11 protein-coding genes are annotated in these 15,148 nt (G+C 70.2%); 4 read left to right on the top strand and 7 right to left on the bottom strand.

The genetic code is table 11. The features are described 5' to 3' along the window. Nucleotides 1-103: 103 nt before the first annotated feature. Nucleotides 104-841 (bottom strand): metallophosphoesterase family protein, encoded by a 738-nt coding sequence (locus WMF33_RS40765; protein ID WP_020740319.1) that lies wholly within the window; start codon nt 839-841, stop codon nt 104-106. A gap of 571 nt (nt 842-1,412) precedes the next feature. Between WMF33_RS40765 and WMF33_RS40760 the strand changes: the two genes are divergently transcribed. Together WMF33_RS40760 and tssM are read left to right on the top strand one after the other, a co-directional pair. Beyond that, nucleotides 1,413-1,910: a hypothetical protein gene (locus WMF33_RS40760; protein WP_437333656.1), complete on the top strand. Its 498-nt coding sequence runs from the start codon at nt 1,413-1,415 to the stop codon at nt 1,908-1,910. A gap of 132 nt (nt 1,911-2,042) precedes the next feature. Then, nucleotides 2,043-4,955, top strand: coding sequence for a type VI secretion system membrane subunit TssM (gene tssM, locus WMF33_RS40755; RefSeq protein WP_437333655.1), 2,913 nt, complete (start codon nt 2,043-2,045; stop codon nt 4,953-4,955). A 10-nt stretch (nt 4,956-4,965) separates the two neighbouring features. Here tssM and rimI read toward each other — a convergent pair whose 3' ends face one another. The 6 genes from rimI to WMF33_RS40725 form a co-directional block, all read right to left on the bottom strand. Beyond that, on the bottom strand, nt 4,966-5,490 hold the full coding sequence (gene rimI / locus WMF33_RS40750) for a ribosomal protein S18-alanine N-acetyltransferase (protein ID WP_437333654.1): 525 nt from the start codon (nt 5,488-5,490) through the stop codon (nt 4,966-4,968). Beyond that, nucleotides 5,487-6,683, bottom strand: a complete 1,197-nt coding sequence (locus WMF33_RS40745) for a vWA domain-containing protein (protein ID WP_437333653.1) — start codon at nt 6,681-6,683, stop codon at nt 5,487-5,489. The genes rimI and WMF33_RS40745 overlap by 4 nt, the downstream gene beginning before the upstream one ends. Nucleotides 6,684-6,754: 71 nt before the next feature. Then, the gene (gene alr, locus WMF33_RS40740) at nt 6,755-8,035 is read right to left on the bottom strand and encodes an alanine racemase (RefSeq protein ID WP_437333652.1); all 1,281 of its coding nucleotides are present in this window, start codon (nt 8,033-8,035) and stop codon (nt 6,755-6,757) included. Between the two features lie 98 nt (nt 8,036-8,133). Further along, complete coding sequence (locus WMF33_RS40735; RefSeq protein ID WP_437333651.1) at nt 8,134-8,679, bottom strand: hypothetical protein; 546 nt, start codon at nt 8,677-8,679, stop codon at nt 8,134-8,136. Between the two features lie 391 nt (nt 8,680-9,070). Next, on the bottom strand, nt 9,071-9,661 hold the full coding sequence (locus WMF33_RS40730; RefSeq protein ID WP_012239857.1) for a GTP-binding protein: 591 nt from the start codon (nt 9,659-9,661) through the stop codon (nt 9,071-9,073). A gap of 11 nt (nt 9,662-9,672) precedes the next feature. After that, complete coding sequence (locus WMF33_RS40725; RefSeq protein WP_012239856.1) at nt 9,673-10,155, bottom strand: roadblock/LC7 domain-containing protein; 483 nt, start codon at nt 10,153-10,155, stop codon at nt 9,673-9,675. A gap of 768 nt (nt 10,156-10,923) precedes the next feature. Here WMF33_RS40725 and WMF33_RS40720 point away from each other — a divergent pair. Both WMF33_RS40720 and rpmI read left to right on the top strand, forming a co-directional pair. Next, the gene (locus tag WMF33_RS40720; protein WP_437333650.1) at nt 10,924-14,736 is read left to right on the top strand and encodes a DUF3857 domain-containing protein; all 3,813 of its coding nucleotides are present in this window, start codon (nt 10,924-10,926) and stop codon (nt 14,734-14,736) included. A gap of 193 nt (nt 14,737-14,929) precedes the next feature. Beyond that, nucleotides 14,930-15,127 (top strand): 50S ribosomal protein L35, encoded by a 198-nt coding sequence (gene rpmI, locus WMF33_RS40715; protein WP_020740309.1) that lies wholly within the window; start codon nt 14,930-14,932, stop codon nt 15,125-15,127. Nucleotides 15,128-15,148 lie beyond the last annotated feature (21 nt).

Below are 15,148 nucleotides of genomic sequence, written 5' to 3'. Positions count from 1 at the left end.
CGCCTCGCGGAGGCGCCGGGTCGCCATCGGACGAGCGCGCGACGGAATGGCCGCCGCGCGCGGCTGCCAGCTCGCGCGCCGCGCGCGGATCCGCGAGGCGCTCTCAGACCCCGATGTAGAGCCGGTGGGCGAAGTTGCGCTCGAGCTTGGCGCGCAGCACCTTCTCCGCCGCCGTCTCGATGTCGTACTCGACGCGCTTGAACTCGAAGCGCTTCGTCTCGCTGTCGTAGATCGTGTAGCTCGCGCGGTTGTCGTAGTCCCGCGGCTGTCCGACCGACCCGACGCTCACGATGTACTTGCGCCCCTGCTCGAGCTGGAAGTCCACCGCCGGGAGCTCCTCGACGCTGTTCGGCGTGAGCGCGAACACCTTGCAGAGGTGGGAGTGGCCGATCAGCGTGATGTGGCCGAGCTCGTTCCACATGGGCAGGCACTCGCGCGCCTGCTCGGGGGCGAAGATGTACTCGAACTCCTCGAGCCGGACGGGCGATCCGTGGCAGAGGTCGACGTTGATGTCCGTCAACTTCTCCTGGTACGTCAGGCTCCGGAGCCACGCCGCGTTCTCGGAGGAGAGCATCGCAGCGTGCGTGTCGAGCGCCTGCCGGGCAGCCTCGTAGTAGTACGAGTAGTCCATCCGACCTGCGACGGCCGCGTCGTGGTTGCCGAGGATCGTCTTCTTGGCCACCTTCCGGACGAGGTCGGCGCATTCGTTCGGCGAGCCGCCGTAGCCGACCGTGTCCCCGAGGCAGTAATAGACGTCGATGCGCTCGTGGCGGTAGGACTCGAGCACAGCGCTGAGCGCCTCGTAGTTGGCGTGCGTATCGCTGAAGATCCCGAGTCTCATTTCGACGCGAGGGCGGAGCTTAGCACGATGGCCTCGACTTCCGTTAGGAATTCAAACCCGAATCCACGGCCGGGCTGATCAGGGCGGGGGCTCAGGGCGACCGGCTTTCCGGAGCAGCTTCGGCGGCCCATGCTTTCGCTGCGCCGGCACTTCCCTTCGAGGCGGAGCTTCGAGGAGGAGCGAGGGCCGGCCACGTTCCATCTCGACGATTCGCCCGACGATCCGACCCGACGACCCCGGCCCGACGACCCCGACAATCCCGAAGCCTCAGGAGCTGTCAGGATCGTTGCGACCACCGAGCCTGCGGAGGCGCTTGCTGAGTCGCTCCCAGCGCGACCACGTTGACGAGCGGCCACCCGCACCGGAGAAGGATAGCGTGGAGCCCATGGATACCAAACAGAACGGTGCAGGGTCCTCTCCGATTTCTCTGGAGCGGTCGGCCGAGCCTGCTCCGTCCGCTGCAGCTGTCGCGCCGCCGCCGCCCGCCGTAGAGGATCTCGCCGAGGGGTGCGTCCGGTTTGTCGAGCGCGCTCTCGGTGTACGGCTTGACTATCGGCCGGAGACCCTGCCCGTGCTCGATCACTACCTGGAGCAGGCGCGTGGGGCGACGTCGGAGAGGGTCGAGGCGTTGCCGGTGGTCGCTCACATGGCGGGCGTGTACTTCGGCGAGGTCATCCGGCGCCAGCACGCGTCGTGGTGGCGCATGGACGGCGAGGATCCGACCTACTGGCAGCTGGAGTTCGAGTCGGTTTACCTCGCGTTCAGCCCGGTGCTCTTCATCCGGGAGGCGCTCACGCGCGGTCGCGGCGCCGAGGCCGCGCGGGACCTGGCCGAGGACTCGGTGAGCGGCGATCCGGCGGCGCTCGAGCTGGAGGAGGAGGACCGCGAGGCGGTCGCCGAGAGGCTCGCGGAGCTGCCGCAGGTCTCCGAGGACGAGTACTACGCCCCGTCGACGCGGCTCGAGGTGATCGACATCGCCGTGGACGCGATCCGCTCGCGCCGGCTCGCGGCCGGCGAGGAGACGGACGCCGCGCTCGAGCCGGGCGACTACGAGCGCGGCGACGGCTGATCCCGGTGCGGCCGCGCGCGAGCGCCGCTCGCGCGCGCGGCGGCGTCGCGTCGCGCGCGCGAAAGCCGCTCGCGCGCCGCGCTGCGCGTGGGACGTGCTCCGGAGGCGGCGACCGGTGGTATCGTCGCCATCGTGTTGTGGGTCCTCTTCGGGTTGCTGCTCCTCATCTCGTGGGCGGCGTACTTCACGTTCGGGCTGTCCACCGCGGTCCCGATCGCGGCGAGCGTCGTCGTCGCGCTCTCCGCGGTCGCGCTCTTCGTGTACCGCCGCGTCAAGGCGGGCCGCGCCGCGTCTGCCCTGGAGCGGGCGATCGTCCAGCAGGGGGCGCAGCAGGCGCTCAACGCGCGGCCCGAGCGGCGCGCCGAGATCCAGGAGCTCCAGCGGCAGGTCCAGGGCGGCATCAGCGCGCTGAAGAGCTCGAAGCTCGGCAAGGGCAAGAAGCACGGCAGCGCCGCGCTCTACTCGCTGCCCTGGTACGTCATCATCGGCCCGCCGGGGGCAGGGAAGACGACGGCGCTGAAGCACTCCGGCCTCGTCTTCCCCTACGCGCACCCGAGCAACGGCGGCGGCGTACGCGGCGTCGGCGGGACGCGGAACTGCGACTGGTGGTTCACCAACGAGGCGATCCTCCTCGACACCGCGGGGCGCTACACGACCGAGCAGGACGACCACGAGGAGTGGATCGCGTTCCTGCAGATGCTCCTCAAGCACCGCGCCCGTCGCCCGCTCAACGGCATCCTCGTCGCCGTCAGCGTGACGGACGTCATCGACGCGAGCGAGCAGCACATCGAGCAGATGGGGAAGAAGCTCCGGGCGCGCATCGACGAGGTCATGACGCAGCTCCACATGGTGCTGCCCGTCTACCTCCTGTTCACCAAGTGCGATCTCATCGCGGGCTTCTCGGAGTTCTTCGGCGACATGCGCAAGAGCGACCGCGCCCAGGCGTGGGGGGCGACGCTCAAGCTGAGCGCGGACAAGGCCGACCCGGGGAGGCTCTTCGACGCCGAGTTCGACGCCCTCGCGAAGCAGATCCATGGCCGCGCGCTGAAGCGGCTCGTCATGGAGCGCAGCCGGGAGGTGCGCGAGCGCGTCTACCAGTTCCCGCTCGAGTTCTCGGGCATCCGCCGGAACCTCTCCGATCTGGTCTCGACCGTCTTCATGGTCAACGCCTTCCAGGGCACGCCCATCTTCCGCGGCTTCTACTTCACGAGCGGCACGCAAGAGGGCAGGCCGCTCGACCGGGTGCTCCAGCGCATGGGCCAGGCGATGGGGATCCGCACGCACGAGGCGGCGGCTCAGCAGAACGTGGAGTCGAAGAGCTACTTCCTCCACGACGTGTTCATGAACGTCGTGTTCCCGGACGGGGACATCGCCGCGAGGAGCGCGAGCGAGATCCGGCGCCAGCGCGTCGTGCGCGGCGCGATCAGCGCGGCGGCCGCGGCCCTCGGGGTCATCCTCGCGATCCCGAGCGTGGTGTCGTTCGGCAACAACCGCGAGTTCCTGCGCGGGGTCGAGGCCGACGCGCGCGCCGTGAGCGCGCTCCGGTGGGAGGACACGCGGCCGCTCTCGGACAAGCTCGCCGCGCTCAGGCCCGCGCTGGATCGGCTGCAAGAGATCGACAAGGCGCGCGAGGAGGGGCCGCCGGACGGGATGGGCTGGACGATGTTCCAGGGCGAGACGGTCTACCCCCCGCTCTTGCACGTCTACGTCGCGAGCCTCCAGAACGGCTTCGTGATCCCGTGCAAGCAGCGGCTCGAGGACCGCCTCAAGCTCGCGAAGGGAGAGCACTACCTGCGCGAGCGCAACGACCTCAAGCTGTACCTGATGCTGAGCGACGTCGAGCACCTCGACATCAACTGGGCGAAGGACAGGCTCACCTCGCTCTGGGCCGAGGTGCTCCGGCCGACGTCGAACCTCAACGAGAGCGACCTGAAGAAGCAGCTCGAGCCGCACGTCAGGTACTACCTGTCACTCATCAAGCAGAAGAGGGTCACGCCCGTCGCGCCCAAGGCAGAGCAGGTCGCGAGCGTGCGCGCGACGCTGCAGGCCGTGCCGGTGCGGAAGCGCTACTACGACTTCTTCGTCAACTCGATCATCGAGGAGAAGTACGACGAGACGGGCGACAACAGCCGCGCGAACCGCAAGTACCCGCCGCTCACGCTGGCCGACATGTTCGCCGACCGCCCGGACGTGCTGAAGGTCATCAGCAGCAAGCAATTCGCCAAGGAGAAGCGCTGGAAAGAGGTCGACGGTCCGTACACCGAGAGCGGGCACTTCGAGGTGCTCGATAAGATCCGCCAGGGCGCCGACCTCTTGAGGGCAGAAGAGTGGGTCGTGCCGCTCGCGCCCGGAGAGAGCGCCGCGATCGACAAGGATCTGGACGGCCTCGCGGCCGACTACGACGCCCGGTACATCGCGCAGTGGACCGACTGGATGGCGGACCTGACCGTGCGGATGCCGGCCAACCTCAAGGAGGCGAAGGAGCTCTACATGGAGCTCGCCAAGCCGGACTACCCGTACCTCCGCATCCTCCGCGCGCTCGAGGACAACACGCAATGGAAGCGGGATCGCAGCGCGATCGAGGACTCGGGCTTGCTCAAGCTGGGGAAGCAGCGCGTCGAGAGGAAGATCGAGCAGACGACGAGGTTCAAGGTCCCTATCGACGTAAAGCTCATCCGGAACCGCCCGAGCCCGGTCCCGGACGCGTTCAAGCGGACCGTCGAGTTCGGCGTTCCCGCTGCGTCGAGCGGCTCCGCGCCGATCACGGACACGCCGCTGGCGAGGTACATCTCGCTGCTCAGCTCCCTCCGCGACGAGATCCAGCGGCTCGAGGACGTGAACCCCAACGTCGACGCGCGCCTCATGGCCGAGCGGCTGGTCGAGGCGATACGGCAGGCGGACGCGCTCCTCCAGCCCTTCGACGAGCGGGCCAAGACGCTGCTCCGGCCGCTCTTGCTGACCCCGCTCCAGGTGGTGGCCGCGCGGCTGCCGCCGCTGTCGGCCACCTCCCGCTTTCCTGCGGCGTCGGCAGCTGCGCAGCGCTGAGCGGCGCCGCTCAGACCTCGATGCGGATCTCGTCGCGGCCTGGCTGCACCGCGCCGGTCGCGGGGTCGAACGTGAGGACCATCTCGACCGCGTCCTCACCGTTGTCGCTGTAGTACCGGGGGCGCACGCCCATCGCCGTGAAGCCGAGCTTCCGGTAGAGCCGGATCGCCGCCCGGTTGGAGCGGCGCACCTCGAGCAGGACCAGCCGCACGCGCTGCTCCTGCGCGTACTCGAGCGAGCGGCGCATCAGCGCCGTCGCGAGCCCGCGCCGCCGCGCGGTCGGGCAGGTGGCGACGTTGAGCACGTGCAGCTCGTCGGCCACGTGCCACGCGATCAGGAAGGCGAGCGCGCGCCGCTCCTCGCGCGCGACCCAGCACCGCGTCCAGGGGCGGCCCAGCTCCTCTCGCGCGGAGAACTGCGGCACGTCGAAGGCCGCGGACGCGACCGCGTCGATCTCGTCGAGCGCGGCGTCGTCCGCGGACTCGGCCGTCAGCTGGATCAGCGTGGGCGCGCTCTTCGCCTCGTCGCGCCTCACCTCGCCACCTCCGTGGGGCAGCCGGAGACGATCTGCACCTGCCCGACCCGCCCGCTCTTGAGCTTCTGGCACGCGTCCCCGAGCAGCTCGACGACCGCGGGGGAGCTCCAGCGCCAGCCGTCCTCCGGGTCGTACGGGACCAGCTCTTCGTCCAGGTAGACGTTAGTCTGCCCGTCCTCGGGCGGCGGGTCGACGAGGTCGAACTCGCAGGAGACGACGATGCTGGCGATCTTCGACAGGACGTTGCCGAGCGTGTCGAGGTCGTCGACCTTGAAATAGAACGGGCTCACGAACTGCGCCGTGCCGCCGGCGAGCGCCATCTGGTCGAGGACATCGCCGTAGAACTCGCTCCCCGGGATGCCGACGACGTAGACCTCGATCCCGCTCGCCGCGAGCCGCTCGATCGCGGCGACCGTATCGCCGCGGTCGAGGCACCCTCCTGGCCCCGAGAGGCCTGACGGTGTGCAGCAGTTCTCCTGGGGGCATTGTTGCTCGATGTTGGCGATGCACTCCTCGGCGCCGCACGTCGCGGCGCTGTTGCAGTTCGGGCCGCCGTCGGTCGCGAGCACCACGATCGTCTTGCCCGGGAGCTCCACGAGGCTCGGCGTGAGCGCCGCGAGCGTCGCCGCGGTAGGCGTCCCGCCGAGCGGCTCGACGCGCGTCGCCGAGCGGAACCTCGAGGTCGTCGTGGCGCCTTCCTGCGAGGCGGCGAAGGGATCTCCCGGCGTGACGGGGAACACCTCGCCGCCGGGCTTGCACGGCGCATCGGAGGTCGCGTCCAGCGGGAACACGGCGGCGCCGACGTTGATCAGCGGGCCCAGGTTGTGCACGAGGTCGACCGCCGCCTCGCGCACCCGGTCGTAGCGGGTCGCGCGCGACGAGGCAGGGCTGAGCATGCTGCCCGACGCGTCGAGGACGAAGTAGAGGTTCGGCGCCTCGGCGATCGTCACCTCGTGGACTTGGTTGCCGCAGAGCCCACCCGCGTCCACGGGCGGCGGCCCGCTCGAGCCCCCGGGTCCGGGGTCGAACTCGTCCTCCGGCTCCTGCGCGCCCTGGCCGCCGCCGTTGCGTGGACGCTGCGCCTGACCTTCATCCTCGCAGGCGGACAGCGCCGCGCCGCCGAGCGCGAGCGCGGCCGCGAGGCCGCAGAGCACGCCGTAGACGCCGGCGCGCTGCTTCACGGCCGTCTTCATGGAGAGCAGCGTACCACGCCCGTTCGCACCGGCAGCGCCGGCGCGGGCGGCGAGCGCCGCCGCGCGCGAGCTCAGGGCTCTCGGTAGAACCTGGGCACGCGGCGAGAGATGCTCGTCAGCACCTCCCAGGCGATCGTCCCCGTGAGCCCGGCGATCTCTTCCGCGCTGATCGTCGCGCGCCCGAGCGGGCCGTCCTGGGTCCCGAGGAACACCACCTCGTCGCCCACGCGGGCTCCCGGCGCGTCCGTCACGTCGAGCATCGTGAGATCCATCGACACGGCGCCCGCGATCGGCGCGCGCTGACCGCGCACGAGGGCCGCCCCGCGGTTCGACAGCTGGCGGCTCAGGCCGTCGGCGTACCCCATCGGCACGGTCGCCACGACGCTCTCCCGCGACGCCTGCCAGGTGTGGCCGTAGCCGATCCTGTCGCCCTTCGCGATCGTGCGGAGCGCGACGATCTCGCTGCGCACCCGGATCACCGGCTTGAGGTCGGGCGCGAGCCCTGGGCACGGCGAGATGCCGAACAGCGCGACCCCGGGTCGAACGACGTCGAGCCACGCGGCGGGGAGGCGCAGCATGGCCGCGCTGTTCGACGCGTGCCGGATCCGCGGCGCGAGACCGAAGCTCTTCGCCCGCTGCTCGATCTCCTCGAAGCGCCTCATCTGCTCGATCGTCACGCCGAGATCGTCGGCGTCCGCGCAGGCGAGGTGGGTCATGAGCCCGTCGAGCCTCACCTCCGGGTGCTTGGCGAGCATCGCGAACACCGCCTCGATCTCCGAGCTCGCGGCCCCGAGCCGACCCATGCCGGTGTCCACCTTCAGGTGGACGCCGACGCGGCCGCGCTGCTCGAGCCGCACCACGTTCGCGAGGCGCTCGATCTGCCCGGCGTCGTAGACGACGGGCACGAGATCGCGCGCCATGATCTCCTCGAACCCCTCACGGCGGGGGCCGTAGTAGCCGCCCATGACGAGGATGGGCAGCCGGATGCCGGCGTCCCGCAGCTCGATGGCCTCCTCCAGGAGCGCGACGCACAGACCGGGGATCCCGGTGCGCTCGAGCGTCCTCGCGACGGCCGGCGCGCCGTGCCCGTACGCGTCGGCCTTCAGCACGCCCCAGATCTGCGGCCGCTTCGCGCCGGTCAGCGCGCGCTCGAGGACCCGGAGGTTGTGCCGCAGGTGGGCGAGGTTCACCTCAGCGCGGGTCGGCCGCACCGCGTCCGCTGGCGCCGCCCGGCGCGGCCGCAGGACCCGCACGGGGCCGGCGCTCGAGCCGAGCCCTTCGACGGGCGACGCCGTGCCGTTGCGATCGGAGGTCGTGCTGCTGAGCTCTGTGGGCGCGTGCGAAGCGGACATCGTGTACGCGGATAGCCCTACGCTCGATCGCGGGTCAAGATTCCAGGCCATCTTGGTGCGACAAGGTGAGGCATGTTCGCAGAGCGCAGCGCCGCCGGTCAGAAGCAGCCGCGCATGCACCGCGTGTACTTGCCGGAGCACCCCTTCTCGCAGCCGGCGGACCTGCAGCCCTGCCGGCACCCCTTCCAGCTCGCCTCGCACGCCGCGCTGCACTCCGCCCCTGGCGGCGCTGCGTCCTCGGCGGCGCTCGGCGCCGCGTCGGGGGCGCCAGCGTCCGCCTCCTCCGCGGGCGCGGCCACGTCGGCGGTCAGGAGCCTGGGCGGCGGGGCGAGCGCGCTCGTCGGCTCCGGCACGGCGGGAGCCCGGCTGCTGGGCGGGCTCCACTCGCCTTCGTCGAAGTCGCTGGCGTGGCTCAGCTGCCTCGCGCGGAGCGCGGCGTACTCGACGCGATCGCGCGTCTGCCCGAACGTGTAGAACTGGAGCCACTCGTCCCAGCACGCGCGCCGCAGCGTCGGCTTCACGTCGGCCAGCGAGTCGAGCGCCATGCAGTGCTCGAAGCGTACGTCCCCCTCGTAGACCGCGTTGATGCTCGCGCCGCACGCGGTCACCGAGGCGGCGAGGCAGAGGAGGGTCCTGAACCGCACGAGCTACGAACACCGATAGCAGAAAAGCTCGGCCCCGGTGTGCCCCCTGGCTCGCCGGCTTCGGGACCGCGTGGGTCGACGGGCCGAGGTGCTCTCCGGTTGAACTTTGCCCTGCGATGCCGTACCTTGCCGCCCCTTCGCACCGGCGGCGGCGGCACGACGCCTCCGCGCCGGGCGCCTCAACGGAGCCTGTCCATGTTCCTCATGCTGTCGAAAGGTCCTCGGAAGACCACGCGCTCCAAGTCGAAGCGCTACCGGTCCAAGCTGAAGGCGAAGAACCGCAACCGGCGGAACCGCATCTACCAGCGCGCCTGATGGTTGCAGCGAGCGCGAGCGGGCCTTCGCGCCTCGCTCGCCCCGCTGTGCTTCGCTCGTGGGGCTGCCCCTTGTCTTAGGGGCCGCCCTTTTTCAGCTCGGTCAGCACCAGCTTCGCGACCGCCTTGAGCGTGTCGAACACCCCGACGCCGGTCCGCGCGACGCCCTCGAAGTCGGGGACGTTGGTCGGGTTGAGCAGCGACCGGAGCTCCTCGACGGTGCCGATCTCCGGCAGGTCCCGCTTGTTGTACTGGATGACGTACGGGATCTTGTCGAGCGAGTAGCCCTGCTCGGCCAGGTTCGTGCGGAGGTTCTCCACCGACTCCTGGTTCGCCTCGATGCGACCGAGCTGCGAGTCCGCCACGAAGACCACGCCGTCGACGCCCTTCAGGATGAGCTTGCGGCTCGCGTCGTAGAAGACCTGCCCCGGCACCGTGTACAGGTGGAACCGCGTCTTGAAGCCGCGGATCTCGCCCAGCGCGAGCGGGAGGAAGTCGAAGAAGAGTGTCCGGTCGGTCTCGGTGGCGAGGGAGATCATCTTCCCCTTCGCGTCCGGGTTGGTGCGCTCATAGATGTACTGCAGGTTCGTCGTCTTGCCGCAGAGACCCGGGCCGTAATAGACGATCTTGCAGTTGATCTCGCGCGCCATGTAATTGATGAAGCTCATCGACCGCGCTCCTAGTCGTTGAAGAGGTTGTCGATGTCCTCGTCGGTGATCTCGGCGAACGGCGAGTCAGCGCCCGGCTCCTGCACCTTCTTGAGCAGCGCCTCGAAGATGTGGTTGAGCTCCTCGCTCGCCTTTCGCACCCGGAGCCTCACCAACCCGAGGCTCGACTTTGAGTCGAAGATCACCACGAGGATGACGCGGTTCCCGACCAGCTGGATGTGGATGTTCGCCTTCTCACCCTCGTGGAACTGAGTGGCGAACTCGTTCTCCTTGAGGAGCTTCGCCATCCCGCCCGTGGCGGCGATGTTCCCCGCCGTCAGCGAGGCGAGCGACGTGGTGTCGAGGTTGTCGACGTCCCCGCTCGCGGCGATCAGTTGCCCGTTCTTGTCAACGATGAAGACGACCTTCGCATTGGCGTCCTTGACGAGGCGATCCACCACGCTCTGGATCTGATTGAATTCCTCCTCGTACATCACCATCTGAGGGTTGACCATCGTTCCTCCGCCAGCGCTCTCGCGATGGGGCCCTGGGCATTGCGGGCTCTGTAGCCCTTGTCATCACCGGGCGCCGCACGTGCGGTCCCCGACCATCGTCATCCAACCGGCTTCCCGCTGTGCGGGTCTGCCTTACCACCGGTACCACGTTCGCGGCGCCACGCTCGCTGCCTGGGGCTTGCATGACCGGTTCGCGGTGCGCAGTGCCGCTGCTCCTCGACCGTGCGCCCGTACATCTTGGGACGTTTCTATCCGAAGCAGGTGCGGCGGAGCAAGGCGGCCCTTTCTGGAAGTTGGAGGATCGCGCAGCGGGGCCCCTCCGAGCGCTGCTCGAGGTCGACGGACCTCGCTCCCACCCCGGCCCCCGTCGGCCCCGGTCCTGGCGCTTTCCAGGCGCCGCTCCGCGGCTGCAGGCCGGGCGTTCTTCTCGTCCAACTATTTGAATTAAAAAGATTTTTTTGCGACCCGAAGGGCGCGGCGGACCGCTGCCGGACCGCCGCTGCGCCCCGCTCCGGGGGCCCGCTGCTCGCGGGCGCGCCGAGCAGCGCTCCTGTGTGCTGGGCAGAAGGTCGGGAAAATTCCTGGGATCAGCGCGGGCGGCGCGGCGGGCTCATGAACGCGCTCCTCGACGTGCGAGAACCCGGGAACGTTGCCTGCCGGCGCGCTTTGCTGGCCGTGAGCGTCAGCGCTTGACCTGGGCCGCTTCATGGCCTGTGCGGGCGAGGCTTGCGCTTGACCGATGGCTTCGGCCACGGGATAGCGCCCTGGATGAGTGACGTGCTCAACCGGACCGAGCCCCGTGGAATCGAGCTCGACGCGGGGACGACGAGGAAGCGCTTCTCCTGCGCGCTCGCCGCGGGGGCGGCGGCCCTGGCGTGCGCCGCGTCGATCGGCTCGGATGCTCGCGCGGAGCTCGGCGCGGTGCACCCCGAGGTGCTCGCCGCGCACGCGGCTGTCCGCTCCGCGAGGGGGCCGGAGGTTTACGGCGCGCTGCGCGAGCTCTGGCGCACGTGGGACCGCGCCGATCCGACGCAGGTCGAGGAGGCGATCGCGTCGATCGCGGAGAGCGGCGCGACCAGCGCGCCTGCCCGCGTCTACGCGGAGCTCCTCTCGGCGTACGCGCGCAGGCGGCGAGGCGATCTCGACGGCGCGGTCGCGAAGATCCAACGGCTCGGGTTCATCGGTCGCTGGGCGACGATCGGCCCGTTCGACAACGAGAACAAGGGGGGCTTCGATCGCGCGTTCGGGCCCGAGGAAGAGCTCGATCAGCCGATCGTGGCGGGCAGGACGTACGACGGCAAGGCGCGGGCGGTCCGCTGGCGCGTGCCGCCCGAGGCGCCGCAATACGGGTGGTTCGATTTCGGCGATGTCATCCGCCCGGTGGAGGGCGTCTGCGGCTACGCGACGACGTTCGTGCGCGCGAAGTCAGGGACGCGCGCGCCTCGGCCGATCTCGGTCTGGGTCGGCGCCGACGGCGCCTTCAAGCTGTTCTGGAACGGCGAGAAGGTCCTCGCCGATCCGGGGTACCGCGAGCTCGACATCGATCGGTTCGCCGCGCTCGTGTCGCTGAAGCCGGGCTACAACCGCCTGACGATCAAGGTCTGCGGAGGTGCGTCGGCGCCCAAGTTCGCGCTCCGCATCGGCGACGAGAAGGGAGCTCCGGATCTCGATCTGGAGGTGACCTCCGACATCGGGACGCAGGTGACGGCGCCTCAGGGGCAAGCGGGCGTCGCCAGGCGTCCTTCCGACGCGCGGGCGCAGGCTGGAGCGCCGGCCTCGGGAGCGACGCTCGCCGCGCGTGCGCTCGCCGTCGAGGGGCCCATGCAGGCGTTCGAGCGCGCCGCGGGCGCCGCCCGGCCCTCGCCTGCGCTGCTGGAGGCGTTCGCGCGCTACCTCATGCTCACCGGCGGCGACGCCGAGGGCGAGCACAGGGCGCGCGATCTCGCGCGCCGCTCCGCCGAGGCCGAGCCGAGCGTGCGACGCTACCTGCTCGCGGGCCAGCTCTCGGAGGACAGGAACCAGCAGCGCGCGTGGATCGAGCGCGCCGCGCAGCTCGCGGGCCGTGGGCGCGAGGACGTCGACGTCCTGCTCGCCCAAGCGCGGCTCGCGCAGACGAGCCCGAACTGGCGGGAAGCGGCCCCCATCTACGAGCGCATCCTGGCCGCGGACCCCGACCACGTCGTCGCTGTCCTCGGGCTCGTCGACCTCTACGTGGAGGCGGGGCTGAAGCGCACCGCCCTCGCCACGCTGGAGCGAGCGCTGTCGCGCCAGCCGAGCAGCGTCTCGCTGCTCCGCGCGTCGGCGGCGCAGCTCCGCGCGCTCGGCCGCGACACGGAGGCCGCCGAGACGGAGGCGCGCTACGCGGCGCTTCGCTTCGACGACTCGAGCTTCCTGCACCAGCAGGTCGAGCTCGCGGTGGCGCGGCGCGATCCTGCCGGAGCGGAGCGCTGGCTCGAGCGCTTCCTCCGCAGCGAGCCCGACTCCGTCTGGGCCCGTTCGGTCGCGGCGCGCACGTACCGGGCGCTCGGTCAGGGCGATCGCGCCCTCGCCGCGCATCAGCGCGCGCTCGCCATGGCGCCGGAGGACATCGGCACGCTGCGCGCGCTCTCGGATCTCTACGGCGAGGAGGGCAACCGGGAAGCGCAGCTCGAGATGCTGCAGCAGATCCTGGCGATCAGCCCTCAGGCGAAGGACGTGCGCGAGTACATCGAGCACATCGAGCCGCCGAAGCCGCGCGCAGACGAAGCCTACGCCTGGGCGCCAGACCGCTTCCTCCCGATGCGGCGCAGCGCTGACCGGCAGTATCCCAAGCGCACGCTCCGCAGCCTGACGGTGACCACCGTGTTCCCGAACGGCCTCGCCAGCCGCTTCCGTCAGGTGGTCTTCCAGCCGCTCACGGACGAGGCCGCGGCGAGCGCCCGGCAGTACGCGTTCGAGTACCAGGCCGATCGCCAGACCGTGAGCCTCCGGGCCGCGAAGGTCTACCGGGCCGACGGCAAGGTCGACGGGGCGATCGAGAGCGGCGAGGCGGGCGCGAACAACCCGGCGCTCGCGATGTACACCTCGGCGCGCACGTTCTACGTCAGCTTCCCGCGGCTCAACGCCGGCGACGTCGTCGAGCTGCGCTACCGCATCGACGACGTCAGCCCTCGCAACGAGATCGCCGATCACTTCGGCGAGATCGAGTACCTCCAGAGCGACGAGCCGATCGCCAGCAGCGAGTACGTGCTGATCACGCCGAAGGCGAAGCCGTTCCACGTCTTCGCGTCCCCGCTGCCCGGCCTCGTGCGTGAGACCAAGGAAGACGCCGAACGGCGCATCTTCCGCTTCTCCGCCGCCTCGGTCCCGGCGGTCGCCCCCGAGCCGGCGATGCCCGCGTGGTCCGAGATCCTCGCGCATGTCCACGTCTCGACGTTCAAGAGCTGGGACGAGGTCGGCTCCTGGTACTGGGGCCTCGCGCGGGAGCAGTTCGACGTGGACGACGAGGTGCGCAAGCGGGTGCGCGAGATCACGAAGGGCCTCAGCGACGATCTGAGCAAGGTCCGCGCGATCTACAAGTACGCGACCGAGACGCGCTACGTGGCGCTCGAGTTCGGCATCGAAGGCATCCGCCCGAGGAGGTGCGCCCAGACGCTCGCTCGCGGCTGGGGTGACTGCAAGGACAAGGCGACGCTGATCGTGACGATGCTCCGCGAGCTCGGCATCCCGGCGACGATCGTGCTCGTGCGCACCCGCATGCGAGGCGGCATCGAGCCGGAGCCCGCGAGCCTCGCGCCGTTCGACCACGCCATCGCGTACGTGCCCTCGCTCGACCTCTACCTCGACGGAACGGCGGAGCACTCCGGCTCGACCGAGCTGCCGATCATGGATCGCGGCGCGATCGCGCTTCAGATCAACGAGGGCAAGCCGAAGCTCGTTCGCCTCCCTGAGCCCCCGCCGGAGGCTTCCGTCGTGCAGCGGACCGTCGACATCGCGCTCGGGGCCGACGGGTCAGCCCAGCTCGGGGTCGACGTCCAGGTGGCCGGCGCGTTCGCGCCGGAGTGGCGGACCCGTTACATGGCCGAGGGGACGCGCCGCGATCGGGCAGGTCGGGACCTCGCCGTGGACTTCGGGACGGTCGAGCTGGCTCCCGGCAAGGCGGGCGTCGAGGTGAACGACCTCGAGGACATCGAGCAGCCAGTGAAGCTGCGGGCGAGGGGAAAGGCTGTCGCGCTCGCTCGCCGGGAGGGCGACAGCCTGTCGATTCCCGCTGTCCCCGCCCAGCGCCTCGCCACGGAGTTCGCCTCCCTGTCGGTACGTACCCGCGACGTGATCATCCCTGCGCTCACCACGCGCCGGGACGAGTGGTCGATCCGCCTCCCTGCGGGGTGGCGCGTCACCAGGGCGCCGCTGCCCCAGGAGGTGGACACCCCCTTCGGCAAGTTCTCCATCTCGGTCGAGCAGTCCGCGGGGAAGGTCGTCGTTCGCAGCCAGATCTCCCTCGCCAGGTCGCGGATCAAGCCGTCCGAGTACATGGAGTTCAGGCTGTTCTGCGAGACCGCGGACCGTGCGTTCGGCCAGCGGGTCGTGCTCGGCAAGTGAGCGACCGCCCGAACCATGCCGGAGCCGCGGCAGTTCGTCGACGACCGGCGCCGGCCCCTGCCTCGGCCTTGACAATCTTGCGGTGGGTCGCCATAAAGCGCCCCCTCTACGCATCCCTGCGGCACAGAACAGCCGCTCCGGTGGTTCGGAGCGGTGGCCGCTGGGAGCGGTAGGCACTCGGATCGAGGGCGTCATGCCGAAGATGAAGACGAACCGCGCCGCGGCCAAGCGGTTCAAGGTGACCGGCTCCGGCCGGATTCGCCGCAGCAAGAGCGGCCTCAACCACTGCATGCAGGAGAAGAGCAAGAAGCGCCTGCGTCGTCTCCGCAAGAACGACATGGTCGACTCTGCGATGGAGAAGCGCGTCAAGCTGCTTCTTCCCTACGGCTGACCCTGGATCAGTGAGGTAGAG

The sequence above is a fragment of the Sorangium sp. So ce394 genome, assembly GCF_051474665.1.
Lineage (GTDB): Bacteria > Myxococcota_A > Polyangia > Polyangiales > Polyangiaceae > Sorangium > Sorangium cellulosum_D.
The sequence above is the reverse complement of the archived record's forward strand: the minus strand, read 5'-3'. Positions and strand labels throughout refer to the sequence as shown.

What these genes read in the sequence shown, in the direction of transcription:
- WMF33_RS40765 (WP_020740319.1), bottom strand. Translation starts at nt 841, where the DNA reads ATGAGACTCGGGATCTTCAGCGATACGCACGCCAACTACGAGGCGCTC.
- WMF33_RS40745 (WP_437333653.1), bottom strand. Translation starts at nt 6,683, where the DNA reads ATGAAGACGGCCGTGAAGCAGCGCGCCGGCGTCTACGGCGTGCTCTGC.
- alr (WP_437333652.1), bottom strand. Translation starts at nt 8,035, where the DNA reads ATGTCCGCTTCGCACGCGCCCACAGAGCTCAGCAGCACGACCTCCGAT.
- WMF33_RS40730 (WP_012239857.1), bottom strand. Translation starts at nt 9,661, where the DNA reads ATGAGCTTCATCAATTACATGGCGCGCGAGATCAACTGCAAGATCGTC.
- WMF33_RS40725 (WP_012239856.1), bottom strand. Translation starts at nt 10,155, where the DNA reads ATGGTCAACCCTCAGATGGTGATGTACGAGGAGGAATTCAATCAGATC.
- WMF33_RS40720 (WP_437333650.1), top strand. Translation starts at nt 10,924, where the DNA reads ATGAGTGACGTGCTCAACCGGACCGAGCCCCGTGGAATCGAGCTCGAC.
- rpmI (WP_020740309.1), top strand. Translation starts at nt 14,930, where the DNA reads ATGCCGAAGATGAAGACGAACCGCGCCGCGGCCAAGCGGTTCAAGGTG.